The sequence below is a fragment of the Enterobacter sp. Taxon_8 genome (genome assembly GCF_058354585.1).
Genome location: NZ_CM177989.1, coordinates 3,605,595 through 3,622,282 on the forward strand (window position 1 = coordinate 3,605,595; position 16,688 = coordinate 3,622,282).

11 protein-coding genes, 1 tRNA gene and 1 pseudogene are annotated in these 16,688 nt (G+C 43.9%); 8 read left to right on the top strand and 5 right to left on the bottom strand.

Features of this window, described 5'->3' with window-relative positions:
* Positions 1 to 58: 58 nt before the first annotated feature.
* Entirely contained in the window at positions 59 to 604 is a 546-nt protein-coding gene (locus AC4IBF_RS17200) for a fimbrial protein (protein ID WP_248172597.1), read from the bottom strand.
* A 254-nt stretch (positions 605 to 858) separates the two neighbouring features.
* On the opposite strand from AC4IBF_RS17200, the gene AC4IBF_RS17205 reads away from it, so the two are divergent.
* From AC4IBF_RS17205 to AC4IBF_RS17235, 7 genes are all read left to right on the top strand, one after another.
* On the top strand, positions 859 to 1,533 hold the full coding sequence (locus tag AC4IBF_RS17205) for a fimbrial biogenesis chaperone (RefSeq protein WP_133293841.1): 675 nt from the start codon (positions 859 to 861) through the stop codon (positions 1,531 to 1,533).
* A 13-nt stretch (positions 1,534 to 1,546) separates the two neighbouring features.
* Positions 1,547 to 2,089, top strand: a complete 543-nt coding sequence (locus tag AC4IBF_RS17210; RefSeq protein WP_232057375.1) for a fimbrial protein — start codon at positions 1,547 to 1,549, stop codon at positions 2,087 to 2,089.
* A 156-nt stretch (positions 2,090 to 2,245) separates the two neighbouring features.
* Entirely contained in the window at positions 2,246 to 2,854 is a 609-nt protein-coding gene (locus tag AC4IBF_RS17215) for a helix-turn-helix domain-containing protein (RefSeq protein ID WP_136195234.1), read from the top strand.
* 35 nt (positions 2,855 to 2,889) lie between these two features.
* Positions 2,890 to 3,285 carry a hypothetical protein gene (locus AC4IBF_RS17220; RefSeq protein ID WP_136195233.1) on the top strand — a complete coding sequence of 132 codons (396 nt, stop codon included), beginning with the start codon at positions 2,890 to 2,892 and terminating at the stop codon, positions 3,283 to 3,285.
* Between the two features lie 797 nt (positions 3,286 to 4,082).
* Positions 4,083 to 5,777, top strand: a complete 1,695-nt coding sequence (locus AC4IBF_RS17225) for a PglL family O-oligosaccharyltransferase (protein ID WP_491462979.1) — start codon at positions 4,083 to 4,085, stop codon at positions 5,775 to 5,777.
* A gap of 1,203 nt (positions 5,778 to 6,980) precedes the next feature.
* Positions 6,981 to 9,410: an autotransporter family protein gene (locus AC4IBF_RS17230; protein WP_136195231.1), complete on the top strand. Its 2,430-nt coding sequence runs from the start codon at positions 6,981 to 6,983 to the stop codon at positions 9,408 to 9,410.
* A gap of 1,011 nt (positions 9,411 to 10,421) precedes the next feature.
* Positions 10,422 to 11,438 carry a fimbrial protein gene (locus AC4IBF_RS17235; RefSeq protein ID WP_491462980.1) on the top strand — a complete coding sequence of 339 codons (1,017 nt, stop codon included), beginning with the start codon at positions 10,422 to 10,424 and terminating at the stop codon, positions 11,436 to 11,438.
* Between the two features lie 503 nt (positions 11,439 to 11,941).
* Here AC4IBF_RS17235 and AC4IBF_RS17240 read toward each other — a convergent pair.
* The 4 genes and pseudogenes from AC4IBF_RS17240 to proB form a co-directional block, all read right to left on the bottom strand.
* A pseudogene (locus tag AC4IBF_RS17240) lies at positions 11,942 to 12,583 on the bottom strand (tyrosine-type recombinase/integrase); the annotation flags it as partial.
* A gap of 167 nt (positions 12,584 to 12,750) precedes the next feature.
* A tRNA-Thr gene (locus tag AC4IBF_RS17245) sits at positions 12,751 to 12,826 on the bottom strand.
* 111 nt (positions 12,827 to 12,937) lie between these two features.
* Positions 12,938 to 14,191, bottom strand: coding sequence for a glutamate-5-semialdehyde dehydrogenase (gene proA / locus AC4IBF_RS17250; protein WP_127729690.1), 1,254 nt, complete (start codon positions 14,189 to 14,191; stop codon positions 12,938 to 12,940).
* 11 nt (positions 14,192 to 14,202) lie between these two features.
* Positions 14,203 to 15,306 carry a glutamate 5-kinase gene (gene proB, locus AC4IBF_RS17255; protein WP_021242883.1) on the bottom strand — a complete coding sequence of 368 codons (1,104 nt, stop codon included), beginning with the start codon at positions 15,304 to 15,306 and terminating at the stop codon, positions 14,203 to 14,205.
* A gap of 304 nt (positions 15,307 to 15,610) precedes the next feature.
* On the opposite strand from proB, the gene phoE reads away from it, so the two are divergent.
* Entirely contained in the window at positions 15,611 to 16,663 is a 1,053-nt protein-coding gene (gene phoE / locus AC4IBF_RS17260) for a phosphoporin PhoE (RefSeq protein WP_111965853.1), read from the top strand.
* The last annotated feature ends 25 nt before the right edge of the window (positions 16,664 to 16,688 follow it).

The following is a 16,688-nucleotide window of genomic DNA, read 5'->3' on the forward strand; positions in this document are numbered from 1 at the left end:
AATAATTATTCGGTGTGAAACTAACGCTCTCCCTTCGTATCGGGAGAGCGTTTTCAGATCAGGAATAAGTGATCTGGAATGTCGCGATAGATTCAACCGCACCTGCGGTTGGCGCATCCGCAGTCGTCATGTAATCCACACTCATTGGGATCTTGTTGGTACCATTTGACAGAGACTGGCTGGATGATGCTTTCTCTACATCCAGTTTGTTACCATCTGGACCATACAGCTGCAGCGCCACGCCCGTTGCCGCCCCGGAACCCGCGGTGTTAGCCAGTACGCCCGCCTGGTCTGGGCTGGACTGGCCGTGGAAAGTCACGGTCGCATTTGTATAGGTAGTCACATCGCAATTTTCCAGATTGATGCTAAATGCCTTGGCCTGACCAGATGCAGTGCCTTTTGTACCCAAACTGTCAAGGGTGACCTGATCCAGAGTCACGATGCCATGTTCAGAATCAGCACTCACAGAGCAGGGCGCGTCGACAACGGAACCCAAAAATTGAATGGTGCCGCCGCTTACCGTCGTCGTGCTTGCTGCCTGAGTAGTGAAACTAGTGCCAGCGATAAAGGACGCGGCAATAATAGCCAAAACTTGCTTTTTCATTATTCATACTCCAGAAACAAAATTAAACTTTCCCTTGTCATATTCCGATATCCCGCGTTACCACGTTTTATCATCAGGCATATTGTTCTTGGTTTCACTGCTCAATGTACATAAAAATCCAGTCCTATTTAGGATTTCAAACAGGACTAAAAAAACAGAGACAGTTCCCCTGTAGAAAGAATATATTGGCATTATCAGCACGGATTTTGCAAACCACTTTATTATGGAATAGCTCATTACCCTGGAGTATACCGTTGAAAATAATATTATCTGCTCTGCTCTGTTGTATAGTTTCGGCAAGCTGTGTTAACGCCAACGCTACTGTTAATATTGGCGGTACTCGATTGCTTTATAACGGTGATAAAAAAGAGGTGTCGTTAAGCGTAAATAATCCGGATAGTACACCTTATCTGATTCAAACCGTTGTTGATAATCTGACTAGCGATCCGAAAAAACCCCCATTTATCATTACCCCTCCGCTCTATCGACTGAATGGTGGGAAAGAGAATCTGATGCGAATCATTATGACCGGCGGCCTGCCGCAGGATAAAGAGTCGATGTTCTGGTTACGCGTAAAGGCTATCCCGTCTGCTCCGCGCGAAAAAAACACCTTGCAGATAGCCGTCGCTACCAGCATCAAGCTGATTTATCGCCCGACGGCACTTAAAGATATTAACGTTGAAAAAGAGAGCGGCAAACTTAGCTGGCGTGTCTCTGGCCATAAACTGGAGATCACAAATCCAACGCCGTGCTTTATCAACTTCAATGAAATTATCCTTGCCGGAAAGAAGCTGCAAAATGTCTCTTATGCCGCGCCAGGCACCACCACGACATTTGATCTCCCCTCGGGAGTGAACGGCGGAAATCTGCAATTTAGTGTTATTAGTGACTTTGGCGCAGTGGGATCACTGCATTCAACATCTGTATAAACGAGTTATACCTATGATTCATATTAATAAATTTTCTCTCGCAACAATGACCGCACTTTATATCGCTTCGGGTCTGGCACATTTTGCCCTCGCTGATCCGGTGACGCTGAACATAACAGGTAACGTGGTTGCCTCTCCGTGCGAAGTCAGCGCCGACAGCGAAAATATGACTATTGACTTAGGTAGTGGTAAAGATCTGCAAACGTCGGATCTAAATGCCGCCGGCAGCAGCTCTGCATGGGTGCCTATTACGGTGTCCCTCGAAAATTGCCCGGCAGGGACATCCAGCGTGACAGCAACCTTCCATGGCACTTCTGATGCAGCTGACGCGAACACTCTCTACAGCAACACCGGTACGGCAACCAACGTGGCCGTACAGCTAGAAGGAAAGGCCGGAGAAGCATACGGTAACGGTAAGACATCGACGATTACTATTGCTGATGCAACGGGCGGTAAACCAACCTGGGATCTACAGACACGTGCATTTAGCAAATCAGGTGGCGTTACCCCGGGAACGATCAGTGCGGTGATTACGATGTCCTTCGCCTACAATTAAGATGTTTTAGATATTCGTTAAACAGCTTTTTTACTGGCTGTTTAACGATAAACCCTTTCGAAAAATTGTTTAAGTAACCATTAAAGATTAAAATCTAATGAATAGCTATTTTTTTTGTTATACTTAGCATAATTAAGCAACTGGACTTAAACAACTATGAAACCTTTAAGTTATATTGAAAAAGTGATTATGGCTGTATCCACTCCATCACATATTCGTATTGCACATGCTCGCCAGATTATATCACTTGGTCATAATCCTGAACCGATGACTTTAATTTTACACGAAGGCACCATGGCTATTTATCGCAATAATGATAACTTATTAATACGATACATTAGAGGTGCTATGATTTTTGGATTGAATGCTCTAATTAATGTAAACGAAGATGTTTATTTAAAGGCAGGTGAAAACGTCCGATATGAAATTATCCCAACCATGAATTTTTTTGCTATTGTCGAACGAGATAATCTTTGGAAGGAGATAGCGTATATCATGATGTTTAGTTCTAAACGCCTATATAGTTCATATCTAACAAGCGTAGGTTTAAGCACCTACGAATTAATAAAGATAAATCTTCAGGATCTTATGAATGAAGATGAATTCGTACGTTTGAATATAAGTGCATGCGATTACATACAAGAAAAAACAAATCTATCAAGAAGCAGAGTTATGGCAATTCTTCGAGAACTCAAAGTTGGAGGATATATAGAACTTTCGAAAGGTATTTTAGGCAAGATTAACAAACTCCCTTATAAATTTTAACTAGCCAATGATAATGTATAAGGTTAATTTCCCCTATGGAATTTAACCCACAAAGCCAACTTAAAACATGGCTTTTATTCCCTATGATCTATACCACCCCCTGGAATAATGCTCACCAGGAATTATGTTACTATATAATAGTTATCATTGCCGAGGATTTATTTATGCCGAAAAAAATCATTTCCACCATAGATAATTTTAACAAAAACTTACGCGTACTATCCTCTGAAGAAGAATTCGAGCATTGGTATAAAGAGCAATATGATTTCAGCATGTTTTCAGAAGAAGAAATAAAACAAGCCATTCAGGAAGAAAGGCCAGAAAATTACCCATGCATCCCATTGGTTATTAAAGATGACAATGCATTATTTTATTTAAGTAAAGAATTGATACTTTATTGCGTGGGAAGAATATTTGATAAGAAAGGATAAACAAAATGGGACATCATTGTTTGTTTTTTTGTTTGTTCGTTTTTTATTTCAATATATCTCAGGGAAATAACTTAGCAACAAGTCAAATCCCTTTAAATTATAAACACACTTATACAACGAACATTAACAACATAAATTCATTGAAAAAAACTCACACACCTCTGGATGGCGTTCGATATATTAGCAAAATGATTGTTTACAACTACAGATTGTTACAAATAGGATTAAATGCGCGCATGAAATTATCAAATACTGATTCTCGCTGGCGCTGCTTCAGCCTGGATTATTGCAGTAGAGTGAACAATATATACTCAGCATTAAATTCAAATTTTATGATACACAGTCAACTGGTATCTTATAGATAAAAATAGCATTCAAAATAAATTATTAAATAATTTCGCCCTGTAAGAATGAATGACAATTTAATCCATTGAGCTATTTATTACACTGTTAATCATGCGAAAGAATTCATCATCCTTTAAAATCAGTTGGTTAGCTCACCTCAAATGAAAAAGCAATTTAGATTATCAGCACACTCTCGTATTTAAATAACAGCAAGAAATGAATCTTTATCTAATTAGACCATTTTCAGGTGAAAATGAAAACAAGTAAAGACATTACATCTAAAAAGAAGACACATCTCAAGCTATGTCTTTCAAAGTAAAAATAAAGGATGATTGATTATAAATTTTATCTTACGATTTATTTACATATATATTCCAATTGCATCGTTATATTATTAATCACTTTTTTTGAATGATACATAATCGTAGTACTGTTTAGTTTAAGAGATTATAATGAGCACTTACTCTAGAAAAAAAAGTTGGCTAAAAAAAATAAACGTTTCACTATTCATGCTTTTCTGCTTTTATTGGTTGTTTTTGATGCATCTTCCCTGGCCTAATAATGGTGATTACGGAATGAATTTGCCAATGAATCCGTTGGGCTGGTGTTTTATTTCTTTACTGGGAATGTTTTTTTGGCTTTTCAACAAGAAAAAAAGCTTTCATTACAGTCCAGTTTTATGGCTAATATTGGCATGCATAGTATTATTTACAATACCTGCATTCTGGTCTCCGCATACAGCATTACCTAACGCAATGCCTAGACTGGCTGGCATTTGGGCCGGTTTTTTTGTTTATATGACACTACTGCAACATCGTTTCAAAGAGAAGGAGGCTATTGCTATTTTTTATATTATATCTTTATCTGCCTTTATTGAATGCAGCCTTTCATTAGTAGGGTTTTATTGTCCCAATTACTTGCCTTTTCCATTAAACGAACTCGCAAAAAAGTATTCAGGCTATGCTCCCGGTGTATTTCAACAGTTAAATGTTACAGCATCTTTTTTGGCTACTGGACTTTTGGCGTTACTTTACTTGCTTGCAGATACACGACGTAATCTTCATGAAGCTATAATGGAACGCTTACGATTATTATTTATATCTACTTTTATAATCATAATTACAGCCACTATAGTATTATTCCACTCCCGTATTGGTTGGCTCGGTGGGATAATAGCTGTATGTTGCACGTCAATATTGTTTTTTCAACAGCGCTTTCGTCTTTGTTCTACTCTATGGCGACGGACACTGATTGTTGCCTTACCAGTAATCGGTGGTCTACTCGGTGTGTTGATGCTGCAGCAGGGTGTTGTGGATTCACTTTTACATCAAAGCTCTAACAATCAACGCTGGTTAACGCTGGATTACACGCTGCGCATGATAAGCGAGCATCCGTGGAGGGGTTGGGGACTTGGAATGTTTGAGCCGGCGTTTCAACGTTTCATGGCTGATTTGCCCGGTGATAACCCGAGCCGTGAAATGATGCAACATCCGCACAACGAAACGCTCTTTATATGGGCGGAAGGCGGCATCCTGGCGCTGGCAGGCGGGCTATGTTTGCTATGGAGCTGGATTGTATTGTTCCGCCGACATAAAAGTATATGGCAGTGGGCTTCGCTTTTAATTACTCTACCGATTTTATTACATACCCAAGTGGAATTCCCGCTATACTATTCAGTCGCACATTTCTTTGCCGTACTGCTGCTGATGGCAGTCGCAGAGGGCAATACCCGTGTGGTAAACCTCCGCTCTTCCCTATTCCGCGTTCCGCTGATTGCACTTTCACTGTATGGCATCGTGCTTTCATTTCAGCTTTTTAACGCCAGTATTGTGCTGGGTAATTTTGAAACTGCCCGGCTGGAGGCACCTCAAAGCATTACTCGCCTGTCTGTACCCTGGCTAATGCAGATGCGTTATCAGCGAGATATTGCGCTTTTGCAACTCATAAATTTTAATGAGTCAGGCGATATAACCGAACTTGAGAGATACGCAAGCAGTAATGCCCAATGGATAAAGATGCATATGGATGAAGACGCGTATAACGATCAGATTAATATTCTCAACTTTTTAAACCGTCCCGTAGAGGCTGAAAAATTAAAATCGGATGCTCATCGGTTAATGCCCTGGGACGATCGATTTAAACCATAAATATTCGTGAAAAAAACATTTTTACTTCCAACGTCATGACCTGTTTTTCGTTGATTAATACGCTGCGATATTAATAATCCATTCATTATCAACGCTAAGATACAAGGATTTTCTCGCTTTCTTCAATAAGAGAAACTCTTGCAGTATCGTGTATTCAGATGAAATGTGGGCTCTGACCGACCAACCAGGAAGAAGTTAATTTATCCGGCCACCGACACCTACGCATGGGAATACACGTTTGCTTATAGAGCCGTTCAGTAACAGTTAAATGGATATTGCTTTATTTCCCTTCAGGTCCTTTGCTCTAAAGTGAGCAAATTCTGTAAATCATACATAACACTAAGAGTGTGATTACAGATACTTGCTAAGAATGTAAATATAGCAGATGCGAGACATATATGTATGTTTAATCTATGCTTATTCTTCTTTTTTCACTGAATATCCGAAAAGCGGTAACGCCGGATCTTCAAATTCAGAGCAAAATGACTTTTGTTAAAAAGTCGGGAATTGCTACACATATGGTAAGGTTATTTGTGATATGCTGCGGGAGAAGTTGGCTGAATCCCGTCTTCAAAAATAACGCATTCTTCTGACTGAAGGAATTAGTAGTAACGACACAAAGCAATCGAACAGGGATGTTTTCCTGATGAATGTTGAAGCCAGACCGGCAGTTGAAAGATTTTGGGTGGTGGATGCTGGCCGTTAACGAAATTCCGACGATGCTCTTCCGCTGAATTTTGATGCTTACAGTAAAATGATTATCAGGACCTCAGTCCGATCACTGATACCATCGCCTTCGTATCACAGTTACCTGATGAGATGAATGTCGCGCTGGCAGCCCTCAACCGCGATATATTCATCTCTTGATTACCTCAGGATTTCTGAAGACGTTTCCCTTATGTATATACTCGCATAATCTCCCATCAATAGTGTCCTTCGAAACCCCGCAAAGAATGTAACGAATGCGTTACCAATATTTCATTAATTTCAAGGAGTTGTTTTGAATTTTTTATGGATGAGATGATTGCATTGTAACTTTTCTACAATCCTTTTTAGGATTGGATTTTTTTTGCTTTTTTTGTCGCAATAAATAAGAATTATTTAGATACATTCAATTGTTATGTGTCGACATGGAAAAGAGAATTAAACCCATCTCGCAACGAAAGTGGGTTTATATTTTTACATATTTACTGGAAGTTTATAATGCGTTATTCAAAAGATTATCCACTTATCAAAAAAATCATTAACCTAAAGCCCTTGAATTATTATTTATTACTACTTGGCTTTATTTCGACAAATATCATGGCGTCACCAATAACAATTGACGACACTGAAAGCGTGAATGCAGGGAATACTATATCAACGAATGGTGATGATATTACAATTACAGAGACAGGAGTTCTTATTCTTCCCGATATAAAAGACAATTGCGTTTATGAAGTCGATGCAACTCAAATGAACTTCCTGAATAATGGTAAAGTTGAAAGCGATGCAAATACCGGACGTTATTTCGTTCATTATAGAGTGGGGGGGGATTTTAATTTCGTCAATAATGGGTCAATAGACTTAAATGGCAGTAATCAGGAAATTATATTTGCTACAGATTCGGTAAGCAAAGATTTAAGCATTAATATTGATAACAAAAATTATATTAAAGCAAATGGCCCATATCTTTTCAATCTACAAACCCCCAACACTACCGCCCTCAATATTAACCTGAACAATAGCGAACAGGCAAAGATTGATGCGGGAATGGGGGGCGTGTTTTACACCACCAATGATGCTTCGGTGGTAAATATAAACAATGCCGGTGAAATTACCGCAAAAACAACAGCTATTGAGTCATATGGCCAAAATATAATTCATAACTCTGGTAAAATTTCCGGCGAAACAGATGCAATTATTATGGGCGATAATGATGATCAGCTTCAGCTTGAAACGACATCTGTTATCGTCGGAGATGTTAAAGCTGGCGGGGGTGATGACACTTTGACATTACTCGGAGAGACCGGAACTGGCGTTCTTGATACCAAGTATCAATATTCTGATTTCGAATATCTCGATAAAAAACAAAGTAACACCTGGCTTATTAAAGGAGATGAAATCACTTTAACTAAAGGAACGTCCGTTAAAGCGGGAGCGTTGCTTATTGCTGATAGTGACAGTAAATTGAATAGCAATGTTTCCGTTGATTCAGGCGCAACGTTCGGAGGATATGGCTCACTCAATGGTGACCTAATGAACAATGGTACGTTGGCGATTGCTTCAGCCGCACCGGGGATGTCCGACGGAGAAATGTCCTCGTTTACAATAGACGGCGACTATACCGGTAACAACGGTCAGTTAATAATGAATATGGCGTTAAATGGTGATACTGATTCACCTGGTAGCAGGCTAATAATTACTGGTGATACTGCTGGTACCACTAATGTCACGATCAACAATGTTGGCGGTTTAGGCGCAAAAACGATCGAGGGTATTGAGGTTATTGAGGTAGGAGGAAATTCTGACGGTGTATTCACTCAGAATGGTCGTATTGTTGCTGGAGCTTATGATTATACGCTGGTGAAAGGCAATTCAGCTTCTGACAAGAACTGGTATCTGACATCAGATTTAGCTTTAGTTCCAGATCCTGAGCCAACACCTGAGCCAACACCTGAACCAAAAGCTGCTCCTGTTCGTCCGGAAGCGGGTTCGTATTTAGGTAATCAGTCCGCTGCTAAGGCAATGTTTATAAGCACCATGCATGATCGTATCGGTGAACAACACCTGACACAGAGTTTGCCTACGGATGATGTGATGCCATCGACATGGATACGCACCTCTGGTTCTCGTACAGAAGGAAGAAGTGCGGGTAGCATCGATCAGCAGACTTATACCTCGATGTTCCAACTGGGCAACGATCTGACAAGTTGGACGTCTAATGGGCATGATCGTATGCATGTAGGTTTTATGTTTGGCTCTGGATATGCAAAAACTGATTCTTATTCAGCAACGTCTAAATCTGGTGCTCGTCATTCTACTGGCAAAGTACATGGCTACAATACGGGGCTATATGGTACCTGGTATGCGGATGCAAAAAGCATGGCAGGCCTTTATGTCGATTCATCGCTCCAATACTCCTGGTTTAATAACGAAACTAAAGGGGAACAACTGAACACCGAAAAATATGACAGTGACGTCCTTCAGGCATCTCTGGAGACAGGGTATGTTTATAAAGCTATAGAAAACGGAGATAAATCGCTGTACCTTGAACCTCAGGCGCAGATGATTTATTCCAGAATGAATAATGATGATTTTGCTGAAACGAATGGCACCAGAATTCACGGTGCAGATGCCGATGGTTTTACCACTCGCTTGGGAGCTCGTATATTTGGTCGCGTGATAAAAAATCGGTCTATAATAGAACCGTTTATTGAAGCAAACTGGTGGCACGAAACTGCGGCGAACTCTATTCAGATGAATGAGCAAAAAGTGTATGACGATATCCCCTCCAGCCGTTATGAAATTAAAGGTGGTTTTGAAGGGGGAATTACCAACAATCTGCATTCATGGGTCAATGCAGGTTTCCAGACAGGTAAAAATGATTATAGTCAGATTACCGGGATGGCAGGTTTGAAATATATTTGGTAAAAGTCTAAACATTAGCACCTGAAATGTAGCATTATTTTTGCTTCATGAAAGGTCGCAATATAAAATTGCGACCTTTCTTATTGCTGACAGAACCAGGTGGTAGGCAGTTTTTTGCTCTCATAAATTCTTTTAAAATAAATAACTGGCTGCTATATTCAAAAAACATTTCGCTGTGCAGTATCATTTAGAAATCATTAGCCTTGTTGAGTTCGTTCCTAAAAAAATTACGAGGCATAAAGCGCCCACGGCCGTCCGGACAGAAACCTATGCATAAGATTACGCAATCAGGGGGAATACTTGAGACGGCAGAATACCCAGTAATAACGTCTTTGCGGGCATACTCAAAAGATATTTGATGCCGTTAAAACGACGTTACAATACGGCAACGAAGGAGGCTGTACGCTTCATTTCGGGAGTAGTGTCCCCCTGATAGTTACCGGCTGACGGCAAGTATATCTTAAGCAGACTATAACTTACCGGCTGAAGCAGAAAAATTATGAGCGCCAGTAGCAATCCGCCTCCAAAACTTACCTTTCAACAGGATAGGAACGGCAAGGGGTGCGGGTCTTTGACATAAGCTAACATGAACAGTATGTTAATCGACCACTACGACTGGTGATGCATGAAGACCAGACTAAATACCCTGCGTGTTGATCACCCAGATCAACTGACGGTTTGCTCTCATCTGCAGACGTTCTGGCGAACGTTGTGCGTTCACGCCTATATAAGCGTGAACAGGGGGAAGAACATCCGGCCAAACGCATAAATCATCGGCTGGGCTGGCGCCAGAAACACCACGAACTTGATAAATATCCAGTGTCGCTGGACTGGTTTCGGCAGTCCATCCACAGGTTATGAAGAGCTTATTTATTTGTTTAAATATCGATGTATATCATTTTTGGCCCTGAAAGGCGAAAGATGATGAGTCCTGAATAGGATAAGAGGGTAATTGGGATAAATAACATTTAATTATAGAATATTGGTAATAGAAATAGCACCAGGCTACGTAACATGATGAAAAGACTATATTTTCTAATAATTCCTTTTTTGGCAGTATTTTCAGTGAAATGCTTAGCTGGCGACAATAGTTGCACATCTGTTAATGGAACGAAGCAATTTATATTCAATATGGGTAATAAGATAATCTCTAACCCGGAAGAAGATGCATCTGGTACAGCTTACCCAAACGTCTATGACTGGGCAGGAACAGGAAATTTCACGGCTAAATGTAATTGTAGCAATTACTACACTCCTTATTATAAGGGTACTTCAACTCTGCCACTTGGGCATAATGATGGCAACCAATATTATAAACTCAATGAAAACCTGGAGGTTTTGACAAAAATTTACCTTATGACAACTAGTGGAAACTTATATTTCCCCGTACCGTTTGTTAACTTGAAAAGTACTGCTAGTAATATTGTTTGCTCCAGCCATACATATACATCAGGATCTCAAGGGAACATAAGTATATATATTTCAAAGCCAATCATTGGAACAGTGAGCTTTAACTCAGTAAAAATTGCATCGCTATATATAGCATCTGCCATCGATTCTTATGGAAACACTCCAGTTGCAGATGTTGTCATGTCAGGAACAATTACAGCCCCACAAAATTGCACGATTAATTCCGGACAAGCAATAAACGTTGACCTCGGATCAATAGAAGCAAAAAAATTTACCCATATCGGCATGGTTCCGGATGATTATACTCAGAAAAAATTTAGCATTGGTATTAAATGCAACGATATTGCGGCTCAGGCTCAGCTGTCATTAAAAATAAACGCAACGCCATCCCCAAATTATAACGCAGCAATATCCACTAATAATGAAGATATTGGAGTAATTATTGGTGACAGTGATGGAACTGCTATAGACATCAACACCAATGGAGCACTTAATTTTAATTTAGACAACGATTATTCATCAGTAATTTCATTGACAGCGTGGCCTACGTCTACCACAGGGAAAATGCCCGTAGCTGGTAAATTTCAAGCGGCAGCTACACTAGATGTGACATTTAAATGATAAAATGACAATGAGAGTGCCCCCCTGCTGTTTTGGCGAATCAGGTGCCAGCTCGCTAAGAGCGTGCGTGAAATAGAGGCAGAGGTATTGGAATATTCAGCTCTATTTCTATAGCTAAGGCCCCCCGAGGCTAAACTAAACAATCGCATTAATGGTCCACAAGCATCTGCGAGAGATCAGCATAGGTTATGAACCTCAGGCGTAAGCCGTTGCGACGTATACGCGCAGGTAAATGCTGCTTTCTTTTGTACTTGCTGAGGACAATATATCCGGTAAACGCATTTATGTTCCCGGTGTTACCCTGCCTGTGCAGTAACTGGAACAGCTTTTTAATACCGTATCATTTAGATGCATGGAAACGCTTGCGATGGAATGAACTTGATAAACAAATTGTTTGACCGCTTCGACTTTAAATTTTACGGGAGCATGTTTGCCGCTTCGTGGGCGTATCTCGTTTAAGTCAACTCAATAGATATGAGGTATCTGATAACTCATGGTGATTCAAAAGCTGGAAGCTGTGAAGTGTTCAGAAAAGGATAGTGGTTGGACTCATGCCCTTGTATTGCACTGGTGAGAACCAGAGCGGGATTGTATTCAACTCGACCTGTGACGATTGCATAGCGAAAGACCTCGCTAAAGCGCTGCCTGAATTTTTTAGCCTTGTCATTCTCTCCCCTGTTTCCATGCAACGAAGTACATTAGCAGTTCGAATGGCTTAATATCTACAATAGGCTTTTTGCCGATGTAAGGGAAAACGTCTTTATTGAACGATTTCATATTGTCCGATGCATATCCCTCACACCATTTGTAAAGCTTAATGGCGTGCCATTTACAAGCCATTTCCAGAAAGGTGTTTCGGACACTAGCTTCTCGGGCTAGTTTCTCTTCTTTCGTCGCTACATTCGTACCAATCCCACCAGCAATGCTCCCTTTATTTTCTTCACGTTTACTACGAATTTTAGCCAAAGCCACGTCGGGATTAACTCCAGGAGCAAGCAACTTCTCCTTACCGGCAACACGATATTTAAGTCGCCAATAGTGTTTTCAATTAGGGTTAACCAAAAGTAAAGTCCTCCATCATCACAGTGTTTGTAAGGTTTATCTTTTGGCTTTGCGGTGTCAACCTGGCGGGAGCCAAGTTTCACAGATGGGTATGTCCATAAGACCGAACAGCATATCCCACCCGAATGTACCCCCATAAGCATGTAGATTTTGAGGTATGTCAGTAGACAGTCAGAATACACTCGAGAGCTGGAAGATACAGATTATAAGGGGCTCAGTAAGCTTGACTAGACTTCGAGAGATGCTTGAGTGGTGCCGATAATAGGAGTCGAACCTACGACCTTCGCATTACGAATGCGCTGCTCTACCAACTGAGCTATATCGGCCCTGAGAGGCCGGTTACGAGTGTAACCACGGGGCAAAAGGTTAGATCTAACCGGGTGATGCGTCAATGCCCTTTTGAATCAAACGGCTACTTTTGCATCACCCGTGATTATTTACGCACGAATCGTATCGTCACCGAAGCCAATCCACTTGTAGGTGGTCAGTGCTTCCAGCCCCATCGGACCGCGCGCGTGCAGTTTCTGCGTGCTGACCGCCACCTCGGCACCGAGGCCGAACTGGCCGCCGTCGGTGAAGCGGGTGGAGGCATTCACATACACCGCAGAGGAATCCACTTCGTTCACGAAGCGATCGGCATTGCGCAAGGTGCGCGTCAGGATGGCGTCAGAATGCTGTGTGCCATGCTCACGGATGTGCGCAATCGCGTCGTCGAGATCGCTCACGATTTTCACGTTCAGATCCAGTGACAGGAACTCGTCGTCGTACTGCTCCGCGTTGACGGGAACCACGTTAGCCGGGCCATCCTGCAGCAGCGCGAGCGCACTGGCGTCAGCATGCAGCGTCACGCCGCTCTCGGCCATCTGTTTACTCAGGGCCGGCAGGAAGGCGTTTGCAATGTCCTGATGCACCAGCAGCGTTTCCACGGTGTTACAGGTGCTTGGACGCTGGGTCTTCGCGTTAACGATAATCTTCAGCGCCGGTGCAATCTCAGCGCTGTCGTCTACCACGATGTGACATACGCCGATACCGCCGGTGATCACCGGAATCGTCGACTGCTCGCGGCATAGCTTGTGCAGGCCCGCGCCGCCGCGTGGGATCAGCATGTCGATGTATTTGTCCATGCGCAGCATTTCGTTGACCAGCGCGCGGTCCGGGCTCTCAATTGCCTGCACGGCACCCGCCGGCAAGCCACACTCTTCCAGCGCCTGCTGAATGACTTTCACCGTCGCGGCGTTGGTGCGCCAGGTCTCTTTCCCACCGCGCAGAATGGCGGCGTTGCCGGTTTTCAGGCACAGGGAGGCGACATCCACCGTCACGTTTGGTCGGGCTTCATAAATAACGCCGATAACGCCGAGCGGCACGCGACGGCGCTCCAGGCGTAAACCGCTGTCCAGCAGCCCACCGTCAATCACCTGCCCTACCGGGTCGGCCAGATTGCATACCTGACGAACATCGTCGGCGATGCCTTTCAGGCGGGCCGGGGTCAACGCCAGACGGTCGAGCATCGCTTCGCTCAGACCGTTGCGGCGCGCTTCCAGTAAATCCTGCTCGTTGGCGAGCAAAATCTCCTGAGACTGTGATTCGAGATAATCAGCGATTTTTTCCAGCACGCGGTTTTTCTCGCGGCTGGAAAGGAGCGCCAGTTTATAAGAGGCGGCCTTCGCGGCGGCGCCCATTTGTTCCAGCATGTTCTGGCTCCTTAACGAATAATCATGTCATCGCGATGCACGGCAACCGGGCCATATTCATAGCCCAGAATGGCGTCGATCTGCTGCGAATGGTGACCCGCGATGCGGCGCAGGGCATCGCTGTTATAGCGGCTTACGCCGTGGGCGATGTCGCGGCCTTCGAGGTTACGAATACGGATCACTTCACCACGGGAGAAGTTGCCTGTCACGCTTTTAATTCCTTTAGGAAGTAATGAACTTCCTCGTTCCAGAATCGCGGCGGTTGCCCCTTCATCGACGACGAGTTCACCCGCAGGCGGCGCGCCAAATATCCAGCGCTTACGGTTTTCCAGCGGGGATTCCTGAGCGTGGAAGCGGGTGCCGACGGAGATGCCTTCCATCACGTCGCCAATCACGCCAGGGCGGCTGCCGGCGGCAATGATGGTGTCGATACCGGCGCGGCACGCTACGTCAGCGGCCTGCAGCTTGGTCCCCATACCGCCCGTTCCGAGGCCGGATACGCTGTCACCGGCGATGGCGCGCAGCGCATCATCGATGCCGTGAACGTCGGTAATCAGCTCGGCTTCCGGGTTAGCGCGCGGATCGGCGGTGAACAGCCCCTGCTGATCGGTCAGCAACAGTAATTTATCGGCTCCGGCCAGAATGGCCGCCAGCGCAGAGAGGTTATCGTTATCACCCACTTTGATTTCAGCGGTAGCAACGGCATCGTTTTCGTTAATGACCGGAACAATATTGTTGTCCAGCAGCGCGCGCAGGGTATCGCGGGCGTTCAGGAAGCGCTCTCTGTCTTCCATATCCGCACGCGTCAGGAGCATCTGCCCGACGTGAATGCCATAGATAGAGAACAGCTGTTCCCAGAGTTGAATGAGTCGGCTTTGTCCCACGGCGGCCAGCAGCTGTTTGGAGGCGATCGTCGCGGGGAGTTCGGGGTAACCCAGGTGTTCACGCCCGGCGGCAATCGCCCCGGAGGTCACAATCACAATACGATGCCCTGCGGCATGTAACTGAGCGCACTGACGTACAAGCTCAACAATGTGGGCGCGATTTAGGCGGCGCGATCCGCCTGTTAAAACACTGGTACCGAGTTTTACCACCAGCGTCTGGCTGTCACTCATGATTCTCTGCCGTTCAACGATAAGGGAAAGTAATGTCAAACGAACGTTTTAACAGGAGTCAGCCCCGTTGCCAACTGCCTTAGCACATCGCGAAACACTTTGTTGCGCGGGATCAGGAAGCGTAGCGGGAGAATTTGACAGTTTTATTACCGAAATAATAAATCACAGTTTTTTAAAATTATTCTTAGTTTGTCATAAAAGTTTCATTCCAGAACGATAAAACCCTTCCTGTTTTTTCACGGGACTTAAGCATGAGCTTATCGTCCAGCGAATTTTTTAGCGCGTTTATAAGACAGGATCGAAAATGAAAAAGAGCACTCTGGCATTAATGGTTATGGGCGTAGTGGCTTCTGCATCCGTTCACGCAGCTGAAGTTTATAATAAAAATGGTAATAAGCTGGACGTGTACGGCAAAGTGAAAGCCATGCACTACATCAGCGATGATGCTACCAAAGATGGCGATCAGACTTACGTTCGTTTCGGTTTTAAAGGCGAAACGCAGATTAACGATCAGCTGACGGGCTATGGCCGTTGGGAATCTGAATTCGCAGGTAACAAAGCCGAGAGCGACTCTACTCAGAAGACGCGTCTGGCGTTCGCGGGCCTGAAGCTGAAAAACTTTGGTTCACTGGATTACGGTCGTAACCTGGGTGCCCTGTATGACGTCGAAGCATGGACCGATATGTTCCCTGAGTTCGGCGGCGACTCTTCCGCGCAGACCGATAACTTCATGACCAAGCGTGCGACCGGTCTTGCCACCTACCGTAACACCGACTTCTTCGGTGCGGTTGACGGCCTGGACATGACCCTGCAGTACCAGGGCAAAAACGAAAACCGCGACGCCAAGAAACAGAACGGTGACGGTTTTGGTACCTCTCTGACATATGACTTCGGCGGCAGCGATTTCGCCGTCAGCGGCGCCTACACCAACTCTGACCGTACCAACGCTCAGAACCTGCTGGCGCGTGGCCAGGGCCAGAAAGCAGAAGCCTGGGCAACAGGTCTGAAATATGATGCGAACGATATTTATCTGGCTGCAATGTATTCAGAAACCCGCAATATGACGCCAATTTCCGGTGGGTTTGCAAATAAAGCGCAGAACTTTGAAGTGGTCGCACAATATCAGTTCGACTTCGGTCTGCGCCCGTCCCTGGGATATGTCCAGTCTAAAGGCAAAGATATCGAAGGTATTGGCGACGAAGATCTGGTGAAATATATTGACGTTGGCGCGACCTATTACTTCAACAAAAATATGTCCGCCTTTGTTGATTATAAAATCAACCAGATTGACGACAAAAATAAACTGGGCGTGAGCAGCGATGACATCGTTGCACTGGGTATGACCTACCAGTTCTAAGATTATCCGAATAAGAAAATCCCGG

What these genes read in the sequence shown, in the direction of transcription:
- AC4IBF_RS17230 (WP_136195231.1), top strand. Translation starts at nt 6,981, where the DNA reads ATGCGTTATTCAAAAGATTATCCACTTATCAAAAAAATCATTAACCTA.
- proA (WP_127729690.1), bottom strand. Translation starts at nt 14,191, where the DNA reads ATGCTGGAACAAATGGGCGCCGCCGCGAAGGCCGCCTCTTATAAACTG.
- AC4IBF_RS17220 (WP_136195233.1), top strand. Translation starts at nt 2,890, where the DNA reads ATGGAATTTAACCCACAAAGCCAACTTAAAACATGGCTTTTATTCCCT.
- AC4IBF_RS17225 (WP_491462979.1), top strand. Translation starts at nt 4,083, where the DNA reads ATGAGCACTTACTCTAGAAAAAAAAGTTGGCTAAAAAAAATAAACGTT.
- AC4IBF_RS17235 (WP_491462980.1), top strand. Translation starts at nt 10,422, where the DNA reads ATGATGAAAAGACTATATTTTCTAATAATTCCTTTTTTGGCAGTATTT.
- AC4IBF_RS17200 (WP_248172597.1), bottom strand. Translation starts at nt 604, where the DNA reads ATGAAAAAGCAAGTTTTGGCTATTATTGCCGCGTCCTTTATCGCTGGC.
- proB (WP_021242883.1), bottom strand. Translation starts at nt 15,306, where the DNA reads ATGAGTGACAGCCAGACGCTGGTGGTAAAACTCGGTACCAGTGTTTTA.
- phoE (WP_111965853.1), top strand. Translation starts at nt 15,611, where the DNA reads ATGAAAAAGAGCACTCTGGCATTAATGGTTATGGGCGTAGTGGCTTCT.
- AC4IBF_RS17210 (WP_232057375.1), top strand. Translation starts at nt 1,547, where the DNA reads ATGATTCATATTAATAAATTTTCTCTCGCAACAATGACCGCACTTTAT.
- AC4IBF_RS17215 (WP_136195234.1), top strand. Translation starts at nt 2,246, where the DNA reads ATGAAACCTTTAAGTTATATTGAAAAAGTGATTATGGCTGTATCCACT.